At 69.6% G+C, this 20,134-nt stretch carries 18 protein-coding genes; 10 read left to right on the top strand and 8 right to left on the bottom strand.

Annotated elements, in window-relative coordinates; translation table 11 throughout:
* The first annotated feature begins 14 nt into the window (after nucleotides 1-14).
* Entirely contained in the window at nucleotides 15-863 is an 849-nt protein-coding gene (locus tag AB0I69_RS03305; protein WP_363093788.1) for a bifunctional 5,10-methylenetetrahydrofolate dehydrogenase/5,10-methenyltetrahydrofolate cyclohydrolase, read from the top strand.
* On the opposite strand, the gene AB0I69_RS03300 is transcribed toward AB0I69_RS03305, so the two are convergent.
* Together AB0I69_RS03300 and AB0I69_RS03295 are read right to left on the bottom strand one after the other, a co-directional pair.
* Nucleotides 864-1,763, bottom strand: coding sequence for a CU044_5270 family protein (locus AB0I69_RS03300; protein ID WP_363093787.1), 900 nt, complete (start codon nucleotides 1,761-1,763; stop codon nucleotides 864-866).
* A gap of 87 nt (nucleotides 1,764-1,850) precedes the next feature.
* Nucleotides 1,851-2,372 (bottom strand): sigma-70 family RNA polymerase sigma factor, encoded by a 522-nt coding sequence (locus AB0I69_RS03295; protein WP_363093786.1) that lies wholly within the window; start codon nucleotides 2,370-2,372, stop codon nucleotides 1,851-1,853.
* Nucleotides 2,373-2,477: 105 nt separating this feature from the next.
* Between AB0I69_RS03295 and ctaD the strand changes: the two genes are divergently transcribed.
* Both ctaD and AB0I69_RS03285 read left to right on the top strand, forming a co-directional pair.
* Entirely contained in the window at nucleotides 2,478-4,094 is a 1,617-nt protein-coding gene (gene ctaD, locus AB0I69_RS03290; RefSeq protein WP_363093785.1) for a cytochrome c oxidase subunit I, read from the top strand.
* The gene (locus AB0I69_RS03285) at nucleotides 4,091-4,441 is read left to right on the top strand and encodes a hypothetical protein (RefSeq protein WP_363093784.1); all 351 of its coding nucleotides are present in this window, start codon (nucleotides 4,091-4,093) and stop codon (nucleotides 4,439-4,441) included. Before ctaD ends, AB0I69_RS03285 begins: the two co-directional genes overlap by 4 nt.
* 63 nt (nucleotides 4,442-4,504) lie before the next feature.
* Here AB0I69_RS03285 and AB0I69_RS03280 read toward each other — a convergent pair whose 3' ends face one another.
* The gene (locus AB0I69_RS03280; protein ID WP_363093783.1) at nucleotides 4,505-6,463 is read right to left on the bottom strand and encodes a ricin-type beta-trefoil lectin domain protein; all 1,959 of its coding nucleotides are present in this window, start codon (nucleotides 6,461-6,463) and stop codon (nucleotides 4,505-4,507) included.
* 169 nt (nucleotides 6,464-6,632) lie between these two features.
* Between AB0I69_RS03280 and AB0I69_RS03275 the strand changes: the two genes are divergently transcribed.
* The gene (locus tag AB0I69_RS03275; RefSeq protein WP_363094159.1) at nucleotides 6,633-7,859 is read left to right on the top strand and encodes a glycosyltransferase; all 1,227 of its coding nucleotides are present in this window, start codon (nucleotides 6,633-6,635) and stop codon (nucleotides 7,857-7,859) included.
* Nucleotides 7,860-8,087: 228 nt separating this feature from the next.
* Here AB0I69_RS03275 and AB0I69_RS03270 read toward each other — a convergent pair whose 3' ends face one another.
* Nucleotides 8,088-8,486, bottom strand: coding sequence for a VOC family protein (locus AB0I69_RS03270; protein ID WP_363093782.1), 399 nt, complete (start codon nucleotides 8,484-8,486; stop codon nucleotides 8,088-8,090).
* A 108-nt stretch (nucleotides 8,487-8,594) separates the two neighbouring features.
* Here AB0I69_RS03270 and AB0I69_RS03265 point away from each other — a divergent pair, with 108 nt between their 5' ends.
* On the top strand, nucleotides 8,595-9,623 hold the full coding sequence (locus AB0I69_RS03265) for a transcriptional regulator (protein ID WP_363093781.1): 1,029 nt from the start codon (nucleotides 8,595-8,597) through the stop codon (nucleotides 9,621-9,623).
* On the opposite strand, the gene AB0I69_RS03260 is transcribed toward AB0I69_RS03265, so the two are convergent.
* Nucleotides 9,620-10,273 (bottom strand): TetR/AcrR family transcriptional regulator, encoded by a 654-nt coding sequence (locus AB0I69_RS03260; protein WP_363093780.1) that lies wholly within the window; start codon nucleotides 10,271-10,273, stop codon nucleotides 9,620-9,622. The two genes, AB0I69_RS03265 and AB0I69_RS03260, sit on opposite strands and share 4 nt — an antisense overlap.
* A 166-nt stretch (nucleotides 10,274-10,439) precedes the next feature.
* Here AB0I69_RS03260 and AB0I69_RS03255 point away from each other — a divergent pair, with 166 nt between their 5' ends.
* The gene (locus AB0I69_RS03255; RefSeq protein ID WP_363093779.1) at nucleotides 10,440-11,687 is read left to right on the top strand and encodes a YncE family protein; all 1,248 of its coding nucleotides are present in this window, start codon (nucleotides 10,440-10,442) and stop codon (nucleotides 11,685-11,687) included.
* A gap of 50 nt (nucleotides 11,688-11,737) precedes the next feature.
* On the opposite strand, the gene AB0I69_RS03250 is transcribed toward AB0I69_RS03255, so the two are convergent.
* Entirely contained in the window at nucleotides 11,738-13,594 is a 1,857-nt protein-coding gene (locus tag AB0I69_RS03250; RefSeq protein WP_363093778.1) for a cellulase family glycosylhydrolase, read from the bottom strand.
* 87 nt (nucleotides 13,595-13,681) lie between these two features.
* A complete protein-coding gene (locus tag AB0I69_RS03245; RefSeq protein WP_363093777.1) occupies nucleotides 13,682-15,649 on the bottom strand; it encodes a translation factor GTPase family protein in 1,968 nt (655 codons plus the stop codon).
* Nucleotides 15,650-15,878: 229 nt separating this feature from the next.
* Here AB0I69_RS03245 and AB0I69_RS03240 point away from each other — a divergent pair, with 229 nt between their 5' ends.
* A complete protein-coding gene (locus AB0I69_RS03240) occupies nucleotides 15,879-16,985 on the top strand; it encodes an XdhC family protein (protein WP_363093776.1) in 1,107 nt (368 codons plus the stop codon).
* Nucleotides 16,986-17,012: 27 nt separating this feature from the next.
* On the opposite strand, the gene AB0I69_RS03235 is transcribed toward AB0I69_RS03240, so the two are convergent.
* Nucleotides 17,013-17,513 carry a metallophosphoesterase gene (locus AB0I69_RS03235; RefSeq protein ID WP_363093775.1) on the bottom strand — a complete coding sequence of 167 codons (501 nt, stop codon included), beginning with the start codon at nucleotides 17,511-17,513 and terminating at the stop codon, nucleotides 17,013-17,015.
* Nucleotides 17,514-17,599: 86 nt separating this feature from the next.
* Between AB0I69_RS03235 and AB0I69_RS03230 the strand changes: the two genes are divergently transcribed.
* From AB0I69_RS03230 to AB0I69_RS03220, 3 genes are read left to right on the top strand one after another with little or no spacing between them, the layout of a single operon-like run.
* Complete coding sequence (locus tag AB0I69_RS03230; protein ID WP_363093774.1) at nucleotides 17,600-18,061, top strand: MarR family transcriptional regulator; 462 nt, start codon at nucleotides 17,600-17,602, stop codon at nucleotides 18,059-18,061.
* Complete coding sequence (locus tag AB0I69_RS03225) at nucleotides 18,058-19,461, top strand: MFS transporter (RefSeq protein WP_363093773.1); 1,404 nt, start codon at nucleotides 18,058-18,060, stop codon at nucleotides 19,459-19,461. The genes AB0I69_RS03230 and AB0I69_RS03225 overlap by 4 nt, the downstream gene beginning before the upstream one ends.
* 39 nt (nucleotides 19,462-19,500) lie before the next feature.
* Complete coding sequence (locus AB0I69_RS03220) at nucleotides 19,501-20,094, top strand: hydrolase (RefSeq protein WP_363093772.1); 594 nt, start codon at nucleotides 19,501-19,503, stop codon at nucleotides 20,092-20,094.
* Nucleotides 20,095-20,134: the final 40 nt, after the last annotated feature.

Genomic DNA, 20,134 nt, shown 5'->3' with positions numbered 1-20,134 from the left:
CTCAGGAGTGGATCATGTCTCAGGCACAGCTCATGGACGGCACCGCGCTCGCCCGGCGCATCGTCGAGGACACCGCGAAGAAGGCCGCCGACCTCACGGAGCGCACCGGTACGGCGCCCTGTCTGGCGACGGTGCTGGTCGGCGCGGATCCGGCCTCCGTCACCTACGTACGGATGAAGCAGAACCGTTCCCGCAAGGCCGGCATCGAGTCCCGGCACGTGGAACTGCCCGCCGCCACGACCACCGCCGAACTGGTCGCCACCCTCAACGCACTCTCCGCCGACCCGACCGTGCACGGCATCCTGCTCCAGCACCCGATGGGTGAACACATCGACGAGCGGGCCGCGTTCGAGGCCATCGCGGCGGAGAAGGACGTGGACGGTGTCACCTTCGCGTCCTTCGCGACGATGAGCTTCGGCCTGCCGGGCTTCGTGTCCTGCACGCCCGGCGGCATCATGCGGCTGCTCGACGAGTACGACGTCGACCCGTCCGGCAAGCGGGCCGTCGTCGTGGGCCGCAGCGCGATCCTCGGCAAGCCGGCCGGCATGCTCCTCCTGGCCCGCGACGCGACGGTCACCTACTGCCACTCCCGCACCCGGGATCTGTCCGCGGTGGTCCGTGAGGCGGACATCGTGGTCGCCGCCGTCGGCCGCCCCCGGCTGATCCGCGGCGAGGACATCAAGCCCGGCGCGGTCGTCGTCGACGCGGGCTACAACGCGGGCAACGTCGGCGACGTCGACTTCGAATCCGCCGCCGAACGCGCCTCGTTGATCACGCCGGTGCCGGGCGGCGTCGGCCCGATGACGATCGCCACGCTCCTGGAACAGACCGTGACTGCCGCCGCCCTGCAGCTCGGGGTGTGATCAGCGCGTCCAGGCGCTGTAGTCCATGACGTCCCCGGCTTTGACGCCGTACTCGGGCTGGTCCTTCGTGAAGGTGCTCTCCATTCCGAGGACGGCGCCGGTGGCCGGGTCCATGATCAGCATCAGGCGGGTGGCGGACTGCTGATAGACGTACGCCTGCCCGTGCCGCCCGAGCCGGTCGGTCACCTCCCCCACGGGCCGCAACCCGTCCGCCCCCGCGAGCAGCCGCGCCAACGCGGCCGACTCACGCGCCCCGAGCGTCCAGTGGTCCAGCAACTCCCCCACGGCTGACAGGAGTTCGGGGGTGGTCAACGGCGTCTTGCTGTACGCCGTCTCCTGGAGGTACGCCCGCAGTCCCGCCACGTCGTGCGGGGGCCGGGCATCGGGCGGGACATCGCTCCAACTCGGCGGATACGTCGTGTCCTTGAGGACACGCCCGTCCTCGATGTCACGCTCCGTGTGACTGTCGTCCGCGTGCCAGCGCACGATGCGTTCCTCGGGGATAGTGACGGGTGGCTTGTCGTCGGACATGCCGAGGCTCCATGACTGCACGTGAGTTCCCCTGCGCAGAGCGGGAGTTCCGTCTACGGCGACCGCCGTGGCGAGGGCGGCGAGCTGCTTCAGGGACACCGGCGTGGAGTTCGCCTGTACGACCAAGGGGCGGGGCGCCGCCACCGCCGGGGTACTGCTCGGCCCGCCCAGCACCAGGGTAAGCACCGTCGCGGCGACGGCAGTTGCGGCCGCCAGGCTCCAGAGCACTCGCCGACGCCGTGAACGCCGTTCGTACAGCAGCCGGTTGAGCCCGCGCTCGGCGTGATGGTCAAGCGGCCCGTCGCCGTAGAGGGACCCGTCGCTCGTGAACGGGTTGGCGCTACGAAGAAGTTCAAGCTCATCAGCCATGACGATGTTCCTCCGGGGCCACTGTGGCGCCCCAAAGGGGCGCGGGGAACTGCGCGACCAGCCACAACGGCGCCGCAGAGAATTCGATCAACACCCCGCCCCTCCAAGCACCGCGAGCCGATCAATCTCCGCTCTCAGCCTCCGCCGCGCCCGGTGCAACCGCATTGCCGCAGCCCGTACTCCACACCCAAGAACCACGGCAACCTCCTCCACACCCAGTTCCTCCCACGCCGTAAGCCTCAGCACCTCCTGGTCACCCGACGACAACCGCGCCAACGCCTCGTGCACCCAGCCGCCGGGGGCATCCGCACCGGGCCCGGCCACAACCTGCCGCCCGTGCGCGCTCTCGTCATTGCCCAGCCGGTCGACAAGCCGACGCCGCCGCCCGTACCCCCGCACCGCGTTGGCCAGGCAGTTGCGGGCCACGCCGTACAGCCAGGGCAGCGGGGTCGGCGGCAGATCCGCGCGGCGGCGCCAGGCGACGGTGAAGACCTCCGCCACCACTTCCTCGACCTCGCTGTTCCGCCCGTCCAGTCGCCGTGCCACGTAGCGGCTGACCGCCCAGTAGTGCTCGCGATAGGCAGCGGCGAAGTTCTCGTCGTTGCTCATGTCCCGTTCGTGTCCGGCACCCGGGCGATCGTCACACCCGATTTCGTGATTCTCCTCGCGTCCGTCGAGTGTGACGCGCGGGCGGGGCGCGGACACAGGCGGGGCGTGAGAGACCTCAAGAGCATCAAGTGGCTGACGACCACGGACCACAAGACGATCGGCACGCTGTATCTGGTCACGGCGTTCGGGTTCTTCTGCATCGGCGGCGTGATGGCGCTCCTCATGCGCGCCGAACTCGCCAGACCCGGCCTGCAGATCATGTCGAACGAGCAGTTCAACCAGGCGTTCACGATGCACGGCACGATCATGCTGCTGATGTTCGCGACACCACTGTTCGCGGGCTTCGCCAACTGGATCATGCCGCTGCAGATCGGCGCCCCGGACGTCGCCTTCCCGCGGCTGAACATGTTCGCCTACTGGCTCTACCTGTTCGGCTCGCTCATCGCGGTGGGCGGTTTCCTCACCCCGGAGGGCGCGGCGGACTTCGGCTGGTTCGCGTACTCGCCGCTGTCGAGCGCGGTCAATTCGCCGGGCATCGGCGGCGACATGTGGATCATGGGTCTGGCCTTCTCCGGCTTCGGCACGATCCTCGGCTCGGTCAACTTCATCACCACGATCATCTGCATGCGCGCACCGGGCATGACGATGTTCCGCATGCCGATCTTCTGCTGGAACGTGCTGCTGACCGCCGTCCTGGTCCTGCTGGCCTTCCCCGTTCTCGCCGCCGCGCTGTTCGCGCTGGAGGCGGATCGGAAGTTCGGGGCACATGTCTTCGACGCCTCAAACGGCGGGGCCTTGCTGTGGCAACACCTCTTCTGGTTCTTCGGCCATCCAGAGGTGTACATCATCGCCCTGCCGTTCTTCGGCATCATCTCCGAGGTCATCCCGGTCTTCTCCCGCAAGCCGATGTTCGGCTACATGGGACTGGTCGCGGCCACGATCTCCATCGCCGGCCTGTCCGTGACGGTGTGGGCGCACCACATGTACGTCACCGGCGGAGTCCTCCTCCCGTTCTTCTCCTTCATGACGTTCCTCATCGCCGTACCGACCGGCGTGAAGTTCTTCAACTGGATCGGAACCATGTGGAAGGGGTCCTTGTCCTTCGAGACCCCGATGCTCTGGGCCACCGGCTTCCTGATCACCTTCGTGTTCGGCGGCCTGACAGGCGTCATGCTCGCGTCCCCGCCCCTCGACTTCTCGACCTCCGACTCGTACTTCGTCGTCGCCCACTTCCACTACGTCGTGTTCGGCACCGTCGTGTTCGCAATGTTCTCCGGCTTCCACTTCTGGTGGCCGAAGATGACCGGCAAGATGCTCGACGAACGCCTCGGCAAGATCACCTTCTGGACGCTGTTCATCGGCTTCCACGGCACCTTCCTGGTCCAGCACTGGCTGGGCGTGAACGGGATGCAGCGCCGGATTCCCGACTACCTGGCGGTGGAGGGCCTGACGACACTCAACACCGTGTCGACGATCTTCTCGTTCCTGCTCGGCCTGTCGATCCTGCCGTTCCTCTACAACGTCTGGAAGACGGCCAAGTATGGGAAGAAGGTCGAGGTCGACGACCCGTGGGGCTACGGCCGTTCGTTGGAGTGGGCAACGTCCTGCCCGCCGCCGCGGCACAACTTCGTCTCGCTCCCCCGCATCCGCAGCGAGTCCCCGGCCTTCGACCTCCACCACTCCGATATCCCGGCCCTGGAACGGGAGTTGACCCCCCGGTGACCGCGATGGACGAGCACCCCCTCGACGCCGGAGCCTTCCTCAACGACATCGAGGGCCACCTGCTCATCGCGACCGCCCACGCAGAGGGCCGTATGGCCGCCGCCCGTTTCACGGCACGGCTCGACTGGCTCACCGACGGCCAACGGATCGAGGTGGAGCGGCAGTTCGAGGCGGAGTACCTGGCCCTCAGCCGCCTGTCGTGGCAGCGCACGGCCGAGCGGGGCCGTCAACTGCGGGACGAGTACGAGGAGACGTACCGGCGACTGCGGCAACGCACCCTCGCCTGCTGCCTGTTGGCGTGCGCCCTGTTTGCCGCGACGGGCCTGGTCACCCTCGCGCTCGCCTAGGGACGCGCGTCCCGCCGGTCCTGACGACCGGCGGGACGATGTGCTGCACAGGAGCGGGGGCGGCTACGTCAGCGTCCACTTCTGGTTGTTCGCCGTGCCGCAGGTGTACAGGATCAGCAAGGTGCCGTTGGCCGTGGCGGCACCGGACGCGTCCAGGCACAGGCCCGCGTTGACGTTGGTGAGGGTGCCGTCGGAGTTGGCGGTCCACTTCTGGTTGTTCTGGCCGTTGCAGTCCCAGATGACGACCTTGGTGCCGTTGGTGGTGCCGTTGTTGTAGGCGTCCAGGCACTTGTTGCCGTACACCACGAGTTCCTTGCGGGAGGTGTACGTCCAGGCCTGGTTCTGGCCGCCGTTGCAGTCCCAGATCTCGGCCTGCGTGCCGTTGGTGATGGTGTTGTTGTAGACGTCGGCGCAGCGGCCGGACCCGGTGCCGACGACCAGGTTTCCGTTCGTGCCCGGGATGGGCTGGACGTTGATCGCTCCCAGGGTCGGCAGTGAACTGCCGGTGAAGGTGAGGGAGTTGGTGGAGCCCTTCGACAGGTCGACCTGGACCGAGACCGTGCCCTGGCTGGAGCCGGTCGGTGGGAAGGAGACCGTGGTCGCGGTCTGGCTGTTGACCTGGAGGGTGCCGGTGACGGCGGTGGAGCCGGTGTTGGTGTAGGGGATGTCGACGACGTCCAGGCCGGTGCTCGCCGCGCTGACTCCGGTGTACTTGCCGGTGGAGGTGGCCGTGTAGTTGGTGCTCGCCGCCTCGGTGCCGCCGCTCACCTTCAGCATCACCGAGCCGCCCGCCGGGACGCTGGCGGTGTAACTCGTGGCGTACGAGCCGAGGTTGGTCTGCGCCCAGAGGTCGCGGACCGTGGCGGAGGCGCCGGTCAGGCCGAGGTCGGACCAGCGGACGGTGATGTTCTGGGCGGAGGAGGTGCGGTTGAGCAGTACGACCGCACGGTTGCCGGTGCCGGAGAGGACCCTGCCGTAGACCTGGAGACCGGTGGTGTCCTCGGCGACCTTGACGCCCTGGAGTCCGCGCGCGTCCTGGTCGACGGCGACGACGTCCGCGTTCTTGAGGATCGCGGCGGTCTCACTGGTCATCGTGGTGAGGTCGTTGCCGGCCAGTAGCGGGGCGCCGGAGATCGCCCACAGGGCCATGTGGGTGCGGTTCTGGGCCGCCGTGAGGCCGGACATGCCGACGGTGAGCATGTCGGGGTCGTTGTAGTAGCCGGTGTGCTGGGCGGCCGGGTGCAGGGTCTGGTCGAAGTTGGAGAGCACGCTCGCCTGGGACGCCGTGCCGCCGTAGTAGTAGATGTCCGTGCTGGTCCGCCACATGGGGGCGAGGCCCGTGGCCCAGTTCCAGGTGTTCTGGTAGCCCCAGTTGCAGATCGAGAGGGTCAGCGCGCGGCCTGTGCTGGCGGTGGCCTTGGTGACCGAGGCGCTGATCGCCTTGTACGCCGTCGCCGCGTCGAGGCCCTCGGCGTCGCCGCCGCACCAGTCGACCTTCACGAAGTCGAAGCCCCACTGGGAGAACTGCAGCATGTCCTGGTCGTAGTGGCCCTCGCTGCCGGTGTTCGCGGCGGCGGGGCGGCCCGTCGGGTAGTAGTAGCCGCAGCCGTTCGCGCCGGCGTCCGTGTAGATACCGGCCTTGAGGCCCTTGCTGTGGATGTAGTCGGCGATGGCGCTCATCCCGCCGGGCCACTCGCTGGTGTCGACGGTGATGTTGCCCGCGCTGTCGCGGGTGCCCTGCCACCAGCCCTCGTCGATGTTGATGTACTTGTATCCGGCCGCCGGGAGGCCCGCGGCGACGAACGCGTCGACCTGCGCCTTGATGACGCTGTAGTCGATCTTCGCGGCGAAGCTGTTCCAGGAGGCCCAGCCCATCGGGGCGGTGGGCACCGCCATCTGACGGGTCGTCGAGGCGACCGGGGCTGCCCGGAGTGGGTCCGCGGGCGCTGGTCTGGTGAAGAGAAGCAGGGTGACTGCCGCTGCGGCCATCGCGAGGGCGCGCAGGAAGGGGGTGCGGAACATGCGGCTCCTTTGCCGATATTTCGAACCAGGATCGGGTCGCCGAACGACGCGGCGCGCTGAAAGTAGAGCCACTGGAGGGTGAAGTCAACGGCTGTGACACGAGGGGCAGTTGGAATCCCCCACCCGTCGGCCACCGGGCGGGATACTGACCGTCGTGCGCGTAGCGATCATGACAGCGGGATCCCGGGGCGACGTGGCCCCCTACACCGGACTCGGACATGCCCTGGCCCGGGCGGGCCACGAGGTCACCCTCGTCACTCACGGAGGTTTCGCGCCCCTGGTGGCGGGCTCGGGCGTCGGCTTCCATCCCCTTCCGGTGGATCCCCGGGCCGAGTTGGAGTCCTCGCGGGGGCGCGGGCTGCACCGGAGCGGCTCGGGTGCGGGCAAGTTGCTGCGAGTGGTGGGGATGGCGCGGGCGCTGGTCGGGCGGATGACCGACGATCTCCTGACGGCCGCCCGGGCGAACGAAGTGCTTTTGCTGTCCAGCTCGTTGGGCCCGCTGGGGCATGCCGTCGCCGAGGGCCTGTCGTTGCCGAGCATGGGTGTGTACCTCCAACCCCTCGCGCCGACAAGGGAGTTCGCACCGCCGGTGCTCGGAGCCGGCTCCTGGGGCGGGCTCGGCAATCGGGTCGCCGGGCGTGGGGTGAACCGGGCGGTGGAGCACGTCTTCGCCTCCGCCGTACCGGAGGTGCGGTCCCGCCTGGGCCTGTCCCGCACCCGGCCCGGCGCCGCGCTCCGGGCCCGGGAACGGCAGAACTGGCCCGTCCAGCACGGCTTCAGCCGACTGATCGTGCCTCGTCCGGCCGACTGGCGGCCCGGACTGACGGTGGCGGGCTACTGGTGGCCGTACGACGTCGACGCCCAACTCCCCGTCGAACTACGGGACTTCCTCGACTCCGGTCCGGCTCCGGTCTTCGTGGGGCTGGGCAGCGCCACCGTGCCCGATCCGGAGCGGCTGAGCGCCGAGATCGTGCGTGCCCTGCGCCGGGCCGGGTTGCGCGGGGTGGTCCAGCGCGGCTGGGCCGGCCTCGAAGCGGCCGGTGACGACGTCCTGACCGTCGGCGAGGTCCCCCATTCGGCGCTGTTCCCGCGCATGGCGGCCGTGGTCCATCACTGCGGTGCGGGCACGACCGCCGCCGGGCTGCGTGCCGGTGTACCGGCCGTGCCGGTGCCGATCCAGTTCGACGAGGGCTTCTGGGCCGCGCGGCTGGTCACCCTGGGCGTGGCTCCGGTCGCCGTACCGCTGCGCGGACTGACCGCCGACACCCTGTCCGCCGCGCTCGTACGGGCCACGCGTGAACCCGCCTACGCCGAGCGCGCGCGAGCCCTCGGCGCCCGGGTGCGTGCCGAGGACGGCGTCGCGCCCGTGCTGGCCGCCCTGGACAGGCTGGTCTAGGCCCTGTCGTCACATTCCCGTCGTCGCCCGGAGGGCGGCCGCGCGGCGTCAGGTGCGTGCTCTGGGGGTCCCCCCGGCCGAAGGCTGGGGGAGTGCCGGGCGTAGACCCTCGTACTGGACGTACTTGGGGCTGCGCCCGGTGCGGCGAGAGTGCGTGCATGGCGTCGCGAGGCTGGGGGCACCTCCCACGCCCTTTAGGCAGTGGGGGAGGGAATGTGACGACAGGGCCTAGCGCCGCTGTCGTTCCACGGCCTCGGGGGTCACCGGCGTGAAGAAGTTGACCAGGTTGCCGTCGGGGTCCCGGAAGAGGAGGGAGCGGTTGCCCCACGGCATCGTCGTCGGCTTCTGCACGATCTCGCAGTCGAGGGGCACCAGGCGCTCGAACTCGGCGTCGACATCCGCCACGCGGAACTCGGTGATCACCGAGCGGTTGGCGGCGGGGCGAGCGGAGTCGGCACCGAAAAGGGCCACAGTGCGGGTGCTGGCGATCGCCAACGTGCAGGCCGGCGTGACGAGTTCGGCGAAGTCGGGGGTCGACCACGTGGCCGGGACGCCGGTGACCTGTTCGTAGAACCCGACGAGACGGGCGACGTCGTCGGTGATGACACGGATCGAGACGAAGTTCATGAGGGGCTTCCTGTCAGAGGTCGGAGGCGGTACCGGATGAACCGGCGTTCCTCACGCTAGGACCCATACCGGACAGCTTCCGCCCGGTATCCGAGGCAGACTTTCCGGGTGACCACCTCGACCGCGCGCGTCCTCGCCCTGCTGGAGATCCTCCAGGGCGGCGGCCTCCGTACCGTCCCCGACCTGGCCGTCCGACTGGGCGTAGACGAACGCACGGTCCGCCGCTACGTCGGCCACCTGCTGGAACTGGGCGTACCCGTCGACTCGGTACGCGGTCGATACGGCGGCTACCGGCTCGCTCCGGGCTATCGGATGCCCCCGCTGATGCTCACGGACGAGGAGGCCCTGGCCGTGGTGCTCGGGCTGCTGGCCGGCCGGAAGGCGGGGCTCGTCACCACGTCCGCCGCGGCGAGCGAGAGTGCCACCGCGAAACTGCTGCGGGTGCTGCCCGCCGTCCTGCGCCGACGACTCGACGCCCTGCTGAACACGGCCGACTTCACCGCGCGGCCCCGAGCCGGCACCGCCCCGGAGACGGAGGTCCTGCTCGAACTCGCCGAGGCCGCGCTCCATCGGCGGCCGGTGGCGATCAGCTACACCGACCGGAAGGGTCGCGACAGCGACCGTACCGTCCTGCCCTACGGTCTCGTGGCGCATGCCGGACGGTGGTATCTGACCGGCGCCGACCCCGCCGACGGGGAGGTACGCACCTTCCGGCTGGACCGGATCGCCGCCATGAGCGTGCGGTCCGGCTCGTTCGCCGTCCCGGCGGAGTTCGACCCGGCGGCCACGGTGCTGGACAGCCTCGCGCGCACACCCTGGACCCACGAGGTGTCGCTGCGCATCCGCGGCAGCGTGCAGCACATCCGCGGCCATCTCCCGGCCGGGATCGCCACCCTGTCCATGCTCCCGGCCACCGCCGCACCGGATGCCGGAGAGACCGACCCCAACGCCTCAGCGGCGGGCGAACACGCCGCATGGGTCCACGTCCGGATGCGGGCCGAGCGGCTGGACTGGATCCCGCCCGTCCTCGCCGCCCTCGACCGCCCGTTCGTCATCGAACGCCCCGCTGAGCTGCGCACTCTCGTACGCGCGCTGGCCCGCCGCCTGAAGGAGCACGCCGCCGACGACAGGACCTAGCGGTTCCAGCCCGGCGGCTGCATGATGCCCAGCAGTTGTCGTACCAGTTCGTCGACGATCTCGTCCAGCGTGGCGTCCACCCAGCTGGCGCTCCAGTCGTGGAGCAGACCGTTGACGCTGCCGATGAAGGCCGCCGCGGCGATCCGGTAGTCGCGCCGCGCCGCCTCACCGCGCTCGGCGGCGGCCTTCGCCTCGTTGCAGATGAGGTTGACCCAGCGGGCGCGGCGGGCCAGCCGCTGTTCCTCCAGCCGTGGGCTGACCCCGATGATCTCGACGAAGGTGATGCGGATGCGGCGCGGGTCGGTGGTGACGTTCGCGGCATAGGCCTGGAAGATCGCAGTGCACCGCTCGGCGAGGGGCAGGCCCTCCGCCGCGGTGAGCGCGGCCAGGACGGCGCCCTCGGCCCAGTCGTTGACCTGGAGGTGGAGGGCGGCCAGGACGTCCTCCAGGCTGCGGAACTCCTCGTAGAACTGCCGGGTGGACAGTCCCGCGGCCTCGCTGAGCGCGGCGACGGTCGTGGCGCGGTACCCAGGGGTGTCGCCGAACAGCTGGAGCGCGGCGTCCAGGAAGCGTCCGCGCCGCTCGGCCTGCCGTTGCTCGGCGGACTTGCCGCCGTAACGACCGGTCGGCGCCTTGAGCCTGCCCGCCACTGTCACACCCCTGTCTTGTCGGCCATTGACCAATCTTGTCGTGTCCGCAGTCTTGTGGAGAAGGGGGCACCGTCCTTACTTTTCAGTAAGTTCACTCTGAATTCCCGCGTGTTCAGATTTCTTCACGCGACCGGGCACGCCCCCCACCTCACAGAAGAGAGCAGTCATGCCTGCCTTCAGACCCAGGCACCTTTGCTCCATGGCCGCCGCCCTCGTCCTGACCGTGGCCGCTCCCGCGACGGCCGCCACCGCCGACTCCTCCGCCGCTCTGCGCGAGGTGCTGTTCGTGGGCAACAACTGGGACGGCACCGCGGACGTCATCAAGTCCACCGGCGACTTCGCGAAGATCGGGGAGATCAACATCGTCCCCGACAAGGCGGCGCGACTGGCGGAGATCAACGCCGACCCGATCAAGTGGATCTACTACACGTCCATCCACAACGAGGTCGGACAGGGACACGACCAGTACGTGGACGACATGTACTCCACGCCGGACGGCAAGTCCGTCGTCGTCTCCCGCCCCAGCTTCGCCGACGTGGTGTCGATCAACCTCGCCACCGACACCATCAACTGGCGTTTCCCCGTGGCCGGTTACCGCGCCGACCACATGGCGGTCTCCCCGGACGGCACGCGCGTCGCGGTCTCCGCCTCGACCGCCAACAAGGTGCAGGTGCTGGACATCAACACCGGCGCCGAACTGGGCGAGTTCGCCACCGGCGACAAGCCGCACGAGAACTTCTTCACCAACGGCGGCAAGTACATCTGGAACATGTCGATCGGCGAGGTCACCACCTCACTCGACGATCCGGCCTGGGACTGGACCAAGGGCGACCGGCACATCACCGTCGTCGACGCCACCACGTTCAAGCAGGTCAAGATCATCGACATGCGGGACCGGCTGGACGCGATCGGCCTCACGAACTTCTCCGACGCGGTCCGCCCCGCCGCCTTCACGCCGGACTGGTCCAAGCTGTACTTCCAGGTGTCGTTCTTCAACGGCTTCCTGGAGTACGACGTCGCCACCGACAAGATTACCCGCGTGAAGACGCTCCCGGCGAACCCCGCGACCAGCACGGACCGCACCACCTGGCTGCTCGACTCACGTCATCACGGCATCTCGATGAACCCCGAGGGCACCAAGCTGTGCGTCGCCGGGACGATGGACAACTACGCGACGATCGTGGACCGGTCCACCCTGCAGGAGGGCCCGCTCGTCACGGCGTCCACGCCGTACTGGGCAACCGTGAGCGGTGACGGCAAGGACTGCATCATCTCGGAGGCCGGTGCCGACCAGGTGACGGCCATCGACTTCGCCACCGGTGAGAAGGTGCTCTCCGTTCCGGTGGGCGACCATCCGCAGCGCGTACGACTCGGTCATGTGCAGGCCGACTGGACGAGCCCGTCCGCGAGTTGAGCGACCGTCAACGGCACCGGCCCCCGAGGGGACCGGTGCCGTTGCGTGTGTCAGCTGTGCGATGCCGCCCACGTGGCCAGTTCGGACTTGGCCGCGCTCAGCAGCGTCGAGGAGGGGCTCGACGCGCCGTTGGTGATCAGGGCGTAGTGCAGGGTGCCCGAGCCGGACGCGGAGAGCAGGAGGCGGTGGCTGCCGGTGCCGCCCGGTTCGTTGGCGTAGCCGATCGGGGTGGATGTCGTGTACGCCGGGACCCCCGAGACCGCTCCCAGGTCGGAGACCACGGTCGTGGACGCGGCCGGGAAGGACGCCGGGAGGTGGAGTTCGGTCGGGGCCGTGGAGCTGTTGGAACGCCACATCAGCAGGCCGTACTGGCCGGAGCCGACCAGCGAGGACACGTTCGGGAGGGTGCTGGGGACCGGGTTCCAGGTCAGAGTCGTGGAGCCGTCGCGGGAGCGGTCCTCGTAGGTGAACGCGACCGTGGTGCCGGCGGTCGCACTCGGGTAGATCCGGTCGAGCAGGCGCGCGTCCTGACGGAGTGTCACCGTTCCGGAGTCGGTCATGTTGACGGCCGAGAGGTCCTCGTCGTTCCACGCGTCGCCGGAGGTGAGCACCTTGTCGGGGTTGTCGTTCATCAGCTCGCTGTGGCGGCCGTTGTAGATGTCCCACTGCCACTGCGTGCCGGACAGGACCGGGCCGGAGCCGGCCGGGTTGGACCACCAACTGGCGCCCGGCAAGCGGGAGTCGAGGGCCTGGTACATCGCTTTGAGCACGGTCGGCGCCTTGCCCGAGACCGAGCCGGACAGGGGATGCCCGAACTCGCTGACGATAGCGGCGGTGCCTGCCGCGGTGGCCCGGTCACGGACGGTGCCGAAGTCGGTCGAGTACTGACCGTCGGCCGCGTTGCCCCACATCAGGATGCCGGAGATCGCCTTCTGGTCGTAGAAGTGGGTGTTGAAGACGTAGCGCGACCCGAGCGTGCCCGCGTCGAGGAGCCCTCCCTCCTGCACCTGGCTGGAGATGTTGGAGTTCCAGAAGAGGTTCGGCTCGACGAGGGCGGGCTTGGCAGTCCAGCCGGCCGCGTCCATCCTGGCCCGGAACTTCACGTAGAACGGCCAGAGCAGGTTCTGCTCCCAAGTGCGGCTGGTCTGGCCGGAGTCGTAGGTGCCGGCGAAGGGCTCGTTGTACGGGTCGAAGCCGACGACACCCGCGAACTCGTCGGTGGTGAGGTGCTGTTGGATGTACGTCATCGTCGACTGCGCGGTGACGAGGAACGAGTCCTGGACGCCGTAGTTGTTGTGCCAGAAGTCGTACTGCGCCTCGGTCACGGCCGCGTTCTGGGTGATGTTCTGCCCCCAGAAGAGGCAGATGCCGCAGGACTCCTGCGGGTAACTCCCCAGCGCCACGGCCCACTTGGGGGCGCCGTCGCCGGTGTACCAACTGCCGCTGTTGAACAGGTACTTGGAGTAGAGATCCTGGTGGAAGTCGGGGTAGACGCGGATGCCGGCGTCGAGGAACGCCTGCATCTGGGCGGTGGCGGCGGCCAGGTAGGTGGTGTCGACCTGGCCGCGTACGGGTTCGGCGTAAGCCCAGGAGAGCAGGAAGCGGACCGAGTTGCCGCCGCCGAGGGCGCGCAGCGCGGTCGCGGACTTCTTCGCGTCGGCGACCGAGGCGAAGGGGAGACCGTCGTTCTCCGCCAGTTTGGTCTCACCGGAGACGTTGTAGCCGCGCAGCACGACCTGGCGGCCGTAGCTGTCCACGAAGCTGCCGTTCTGGACGGTCAGCGCCGAGCCGTCGAACCAGAGGGAGTCGGTTGGGGTGGCGGCGGTGGCGGGCGAGGCGCCCACCACCGACAGGAATCCGCAGAGGACAACCAGGACAACGATCAAACGCGCCCGGATATTCGTCATGTCCACTACAGTCCGGTGATTTCCGGACACTGTCAACACTTCTGACTCATGAGTAAGTCTGCGCTCTGGACGCCCTGTTGACACATTTCAGGCCACCCGACGTGTCACGTTCAACAGGTACTCCTTCCGGTTCAGCGGGTTGTGGTCGGTGCGCGCCCGCTCCGGAACGGTGCCGTGCGCGACGGGCGCGTAGTGGTCGAAGGCGCTCTCCCACTCGCCCTCCCCTCGCGTCGGCCCCGGCAACTGCCGCTCCAGTCCATGCACTTGGGCCGCCGGTACCACCCCCTCCAGCACACAGAGCGCCCCCTGCGTCTCGGTGGTCCCCGGTACGGCACGCAGCGCGCCGAGGACCGGCAGCAGGGCGGCGAGGGTGTCCGACGGCGCCTCGACGCGGAACCGGTGCATCGGCTCGTACACCTGGCTCCCCGCCCGCCGCAGCGCCTCGACGAGGACCAGCGGGGTCAGCCCGCGGAAGTCGGCCCCGGTGCTCGACATGCTCTTGTCGAAGCCCTGGTGGGCGTGGCTCTGCCGGGGCGAGTAGCCGGAGTGCGTCATGGTGACCGCGCAGTCGGTGACCCGCCAGCCGTGCAGCCCCTGCCCGAGCGTCTCGCGCACGCTGTCCTCGACAGCCTTGAAGAAGGCGTACGGCATCGCGCCCAACTCCACCTCCAGGCCGAACCGCACGCCCGAGCCGACCGGGCCCGGTTCGACGCGCAGGCCGACCGTGGCGAGGAACGGGTTCGGGTCCTTCTTGTTGAACTCGACCGCCGCGCCCGTGCCGACCGGCCGCTCGATGCACAGCGGAGTCGTCTCGCGGAAGGTGACGTGTACCCCGAACTCGTCGGCGAGCGTGGCCTGGATGACCTCCTTCTGGACCTCGCCGTAGAGGGATACCGCGGTCTCCTGGCGCACCTCGTCGTGGCGAAGGCCGATCAGCGGGTCCTGTTCGGCGAGTCGGGTGAGCGCGAGGTGCAGGGCCCGCCGGTCGGCGTCCGGGCCAGGGACGACGACGGTTTCGAGGGTCGGCGGCGCGAAGAAGTGCTCAACCGCCTTCCTCGGTACGCCAATTGAGTCCCCGATCCTGATCTCGCCGAGTCCCCGCAGCCTGCCGATCCGGCCCGCCGGAACGGAGTCGCACTCGACATCCGTACCGTGGTCGAAAACGCTGACCGAGGTGACCTTGCCCTCCTCCCCCGCGTCGCCGAAGGTGATCCGGTCGCGGGTGCGGAGGGTGCCGGAGAACATGCGCGCGTAGGCGATCTTCTCCCCCCCGAGGCCGCGCTCGACCTTGAACACCGAGCCGGAGAGCGGGCCTTGGGGGTCGCCCTCGGCTGCGGGGAGCAGTTCCTTGATGCCGGTGATCAGCGCGTCGACGCCGGCGCCGGTGATGGCGGAGCCGAAGAAGACGGGGTGCACGAGGGCTTGGCGGGTCTGTGCGGCGAGGGCGCTGCGCAGGAGGTCGTGGGACACGGTGTTCTCGACGTACGCGGTGAGCAGTTCGTCGTCGTGCTCGGCGAGGACCGCGGGTGCGCCCGGACCGAGTCCCGGCAGGAAACGGGCCTCGCGGGTACCGATTCCCTCGACCGAGCCCATGGGCACGACGGCCGCCCTGAGCCGTTCGGAGATCGCCGACAGGAGGTCGTCGTAGCGTGCTCCGCGTCGGTCGATCTTGTTGACGAAGAGGAGCGTGGGGATGCGCAGCCGCTGGAGAGTGCGCATCAGGATGCGGGTCTGCGGCTGCACGCCTTCGACGGCGGAGACGACGAGTACCGCGCCGTCGAGCACGCCGAGCACGCGCTCCACCTCGGCGATGAAGTCCGGGTGGCCGGGGGTGTCGATGAGGTTGACGGTCACGTCGTCGATCGGGAAGGAGACGACGGCCGACTTGATGGTGATACCGCGCTGCCGTTCCAGCGCGAGGGTGTCGGTGCGGGTGTTCCCGTCGTCGACGCTGCCGATCTCGTCGATCACACCGGCCGAGTGCAGGAGGCGCTCGGTCAGGCTGGTCTTACCTGCGTCTACGTGCGCGAGAATCCCGAGGTTGAGCAAGTGCACCTGGTGTCATGTCCTTTGATGAGGGGGGCCTTCCTTCCTGGGCGGACATGAAGGGTGCGCGCATCTCAGTGCTCCTCGGTCGTCGGTGACTCGTCACGGGCAAGTGCAGCAGAACGGCCGGAGCGACGCCAACGGATTAACGTCCGTGGCGGTCCGGTTCCTCTCGTGCACCGGATGCGACGCTTGCCGCGTCCGGCGGCGGCGGCGGTGGTGGCGACAGGAGCCGAGCATGCGTGACCTTCTCCCGGTGCTGAGCGGCTGGTACGCCGCACGCACCCCGTTCGGCCTGGCCACGGTGGTCGCGGTCAGCCGCAGCGCGCCGCGCGACCCCGGTGCGGCGATGGCCGTGGGCCCCGACGACGAGGTCGTGGGCAGTGTGTCCGGCGGCTGTGTGGAGGGGGCGGTCTTCGAGCTGGCGCGGGAGGTCGTGGCGAGCGGCGAGGCGCGCCTTGAGACCTTCGGGTACAGCGACGAGGACGCCTTCGCGGTCGGGCTGACCTGCGGCGGAGAGGTCACGGTGCTGGTCCGGCCCGTCACGCCGGAGGCCGATCCCACGTTCGGGGCGGTCGCGCGTTCGGTCGCCGCGGGTGAGCCGGTGACCGTGGCGACGGTGACCGACGGTCCGGCACCGCGCGGAGCCACACTCGCCGTATGGCCCGGCAGGGTGGGCGGCACTCTCGGCTCGACCGGCCTGGACGTGGCGGTCACCGCCGACGCCCGGGGTGAACTCGCCCTCGGTGCAACGGGGTTGCGGCACTATGGGCCGCGCGGCGAGCGGCGCGAGGACTCTGTCACCGTGTTCCTGCACTCCTTCGCGCCACCGCCCCGGATGCTGGTCTTCGGCGCGATCGACTACGCGGCGGCGGTGGCCCGGATCGGCGACTTCCTCGGTTACCGGGTCACTGTGTGCGACGCCCGCCCGGTGTTCGCCACACCGAAGCGCTTCCCGGCGGGCGTGGAGGTGGTCGTGGACTGGCCGCACCGTTATCTGCACGGCACGGACACCGACGAACGCACGGTGATCTGCGTCCTGACCCACGACCCGAAGTTCGACGTGCCGCTGCTGGAGGAGGCGCTGCGCCGGCCGGCCGCGTACATCGGGGCGATGGGCAGCCGCCGTACGCACGACGAACGTATGCGGCGGCTGCTCGAATCCAGCCTGAGCGAGGGCGAGTTGGCCCGCCTGCGCTCACCGGTCGGCCTGGACCTCGGTGCCCGGACGCCCGAGGAGGTGGCCGTGTCCGTGGCCGCCGAGATCGTCGCGCTGCGGTGGGGCGGCACGGGGGTGCCGTTGACGGCGACGGCGGGGGCGATCCATCGGGCACCGTCGGGGTGAATCGGGCGCCGTCAGGTGATCAGTGCGTCACCTCGGCGGCAGTCGGTGCAGTTCGACGTCCGTCAGGGCGCCGTCGTCGACCGTCGCCGTCATGTACGTGCAGTACGGCTGGCGTCGGCGGTCGGTCGGGGAACCCGGGTTGAGCAGGCGCAGGCCGGTCGGGGCCGTGGTGTCCCAGGGGATGTGACTGTGTCCGAAGACCAGCACGTCCAGGTCGGGGAACCGGGCCGCGCAGCGCGCCTCGCGGCCCTGGGCGGGGCCCGTCTCGTGCACGGCGCCGAAGCGCAGGCCGCCCAGCTCCGCGTACGCCACCTCGGGGAGCCGGGCCCGTAGCTCGGGCCCGTCGTTGTTGCCGTACACACCGACGAACCGGCGGCTGCGGCTCTCCAGCAGGTCGAGGGTCGCGGTGTCGACCCAGTCGCCGGCGTGGAACACGACGTCGGCGCGCGGGAGTTCGGCGAGGAGCTGCGCGGGCAGTTCCTTGGCGCGCTTGGGGAGATGGGTGTCGGACATCAGCAGCAGACGCACGGCCTCAGCCTAGGGGCCGCAGATCTTCAGGTGAAACTGTTCAGTTTCACCTGGACAGTTTCACCTGAGAGTCATACGGTAAGGACGTGGATCACAAGCCGACCGAGACATCCGCGGGCATCTCCGACTCCGCTGCCCGCTCCGCGCGCGACCTGCGGGTGGTGTTCAGTCGACTGCGGCGCAGACTGCGTGAGGTCGCGGCGGACGAGGACCTCACCCCGTCGCAGGAGTCGGCGCTCACGCTCGTCGGCAAGCACGGCGCGGCCACGGCCAGTGCTCTGGCGTCCGCCGAGGGGGTCAGGCCGCAGTCGATGGCCGCCACCCTCGCCGCCCTCGACCAGCACGCGCTGATCCGGCGCAGCCCCGACCCCGAGGACGGCCGTAGACAACTCGTCACCCTCACCGAAGCCGGCCGCGAGCGCATCGAGGACAACCGGCAGGTCCGCGAGGAATGGCTCGCGCGCGCCTTCGAGGACCGGTACACCGAGCAGGAACGGCGGACGATTCTCGACGCGCTGGCCTTGATGGAACGGCTGTCCGAGCAGTGATACCGAGGCTCACCCAGGCACGAGGGACCACGCGTCCCGCACCGAACGGCTTCGACCGGCGCCTGATCGCGCCGATGGTCCTCGGCTCCGTACTGAACCCGATCAACTCCTCGATGATCGCCGTGGCCCTCGTGCCCATCGGCATCGCGTTCGGGGCGCCGCCCTCGCAGACGGTCTGGCTGGTCTCGGCGCTCTATCTCGCCACGGCCGTGGGCCAGCCGGTCATCGGGCGGCTCGTCGACATGTACGGGCCCCGCCGCCTCTATCTCATCGGTACGGCCCTGGTCGGCATCGCCGGAGTCATGGGCGCCCTCGCGCCGTCGCTCGGCGTGCTGATCTCCGCCCGGGTCCTGCTCGGGTTCGGCACCTCGGCCGCGTATCCGGCCGCGATGCAGCTGACCCGCAGCGAGGCGGAGCGCACCGGCAAGGACAGCCCCGCCGGCGTCCTCACCGCGCTGGCCGTCTCCGCCCAGACGGTGTCGGTAATCGGGCCCACGCTCGGCGGCTTCCTGATCGGCGTCGGCGGCTGGCGCGCCATCTTCACCGTCAACGTGCCGCTGTCCGTGGCCTGCCTCATCCTCGGCGCCCTACGACTGCCGAGGATGAGCAAGGACAAGGACACGGCGGGCACCCGGCGCGATGTCGACCCGCCCGGCATGCTCCTGTTCGCCGTCATGCTGGTCTCGCTGATGATGTTCCTGACCGCCCCCAAGCTCTCCGAGTGGTACCTCCCGGTCCTCAGCGCCGCCGCGGCCGTCGCCTTCGCGAAACGCGAACTCCGCGTCCCGGAACCCTTCGTCGACCTGCGCGTCCTCGGCGGCAACCTCCCCCTGGTGACCACGTACATCCGCCAGTTCCTCGGCTACACCACCTCGTACGCCTTCCTCTACGGCTACACGCAGTGGCTGGAGGAGGGGCGCGGGCTGCGCGCATCCGCCGCCGGACTCATCCTGCTGCCCCTGTCGGCCACCGCCCTCGGTGTCTCCACCCTCACCGGGCGCCGCGAGGCGGTCCGCGTCAAGCTGCTCGTCGGCAGCGCCATCCAGGTCGTGGGCTGTGCCGGGTTGTTCCTGGTCGGCTCCGACAGTCCGGTCTGGCTGCTGCTCGCCGTCGGCGCCGTGCTGGGCATACCTCAGGGCCTGCTCGGTCTGGCCGGGCAGAACGCCCTGTACCGACAGGCCGAGCCCGCGCGCATCGCGTCCGCCGCCGGACTGCTCCGCACCTTCATGTACCTCGGCGCGCTGGCCGCGTCGGCAGCCACCGCGGCCTTCTTCCCGCACCGCGCCGACACCCCGGGACTGCACGACCTGGCCCTGTTCATGGCCGTCGGCTCGGCGCTGCTCCTGGCGATCACCCTGCCCGACCGTTCCCTGCGCACCCTCACCCCCCAAGCCGCCTGACATTCCAGGAATCCCCAACACCCTTGAAAGGCCTGCCCCATGGCACTCACCACCCTCGACCCGCGCACCGCCCTCGTCGTGATCGACCTCCAGGGCGGCATCGTCGGCGCCCCGACCCAGCCGTACAGCGGGCCCGAGGTCGTCGCCCGTACCGTCGAACTCGCCGACGCCTTCCGCGCCGCCGACCTCCCCGTGGTCCTGGTCCGGGTCACCTTCGCCGCCGACGGCGCGGACGCGGTCCCCGGCCGCAACGAGCAGCAGCGGCCCGGCGGCGCGGCCCGCCCCGAGGGCTGGGACGTCATCGTCGACGAGCTGGCCGGGCACCCCGGCGACATCCAGGTCGTCAAGCGGAACTGGGGTGCCTTCCACGGCACCGACCTCGACGTACAGCTGCGCCGCCGCGGGGTCACGCAGATCGTGCTGACCGGCATCGCCACGAGCATCGGCGTCGAGTCCACCGCCCGCGCCGCCCACGAGCACGGCTACCACGTGACCCTGGCCACGGACGCGATGAGCGACCTGGACACCGTCTCGCACGCCCACAGCATCGAGCGGATCTTCCCGCGTCTGGGCGAAACGGGCACGTCGGCCGAAATCCTGGAACTTCTTACCAAGACCCACCACGTGAGCTGACGTCCGTCCATGGCGGGTTAACCGTTGCCCAACACCGGCC

Origin of the sequence: Streptomyces sp. NPDC050508 (assembly GCF_040655155.1) — a bacterium.
Lineage (GTDB): Bacteria > Actinomycetota > Actinomycetes > Streptomycetales > Streptomycetaceae > Streptomyces.
This window is presented reverse-complemented; position numbering and strand designations above follow the sequence as displayed.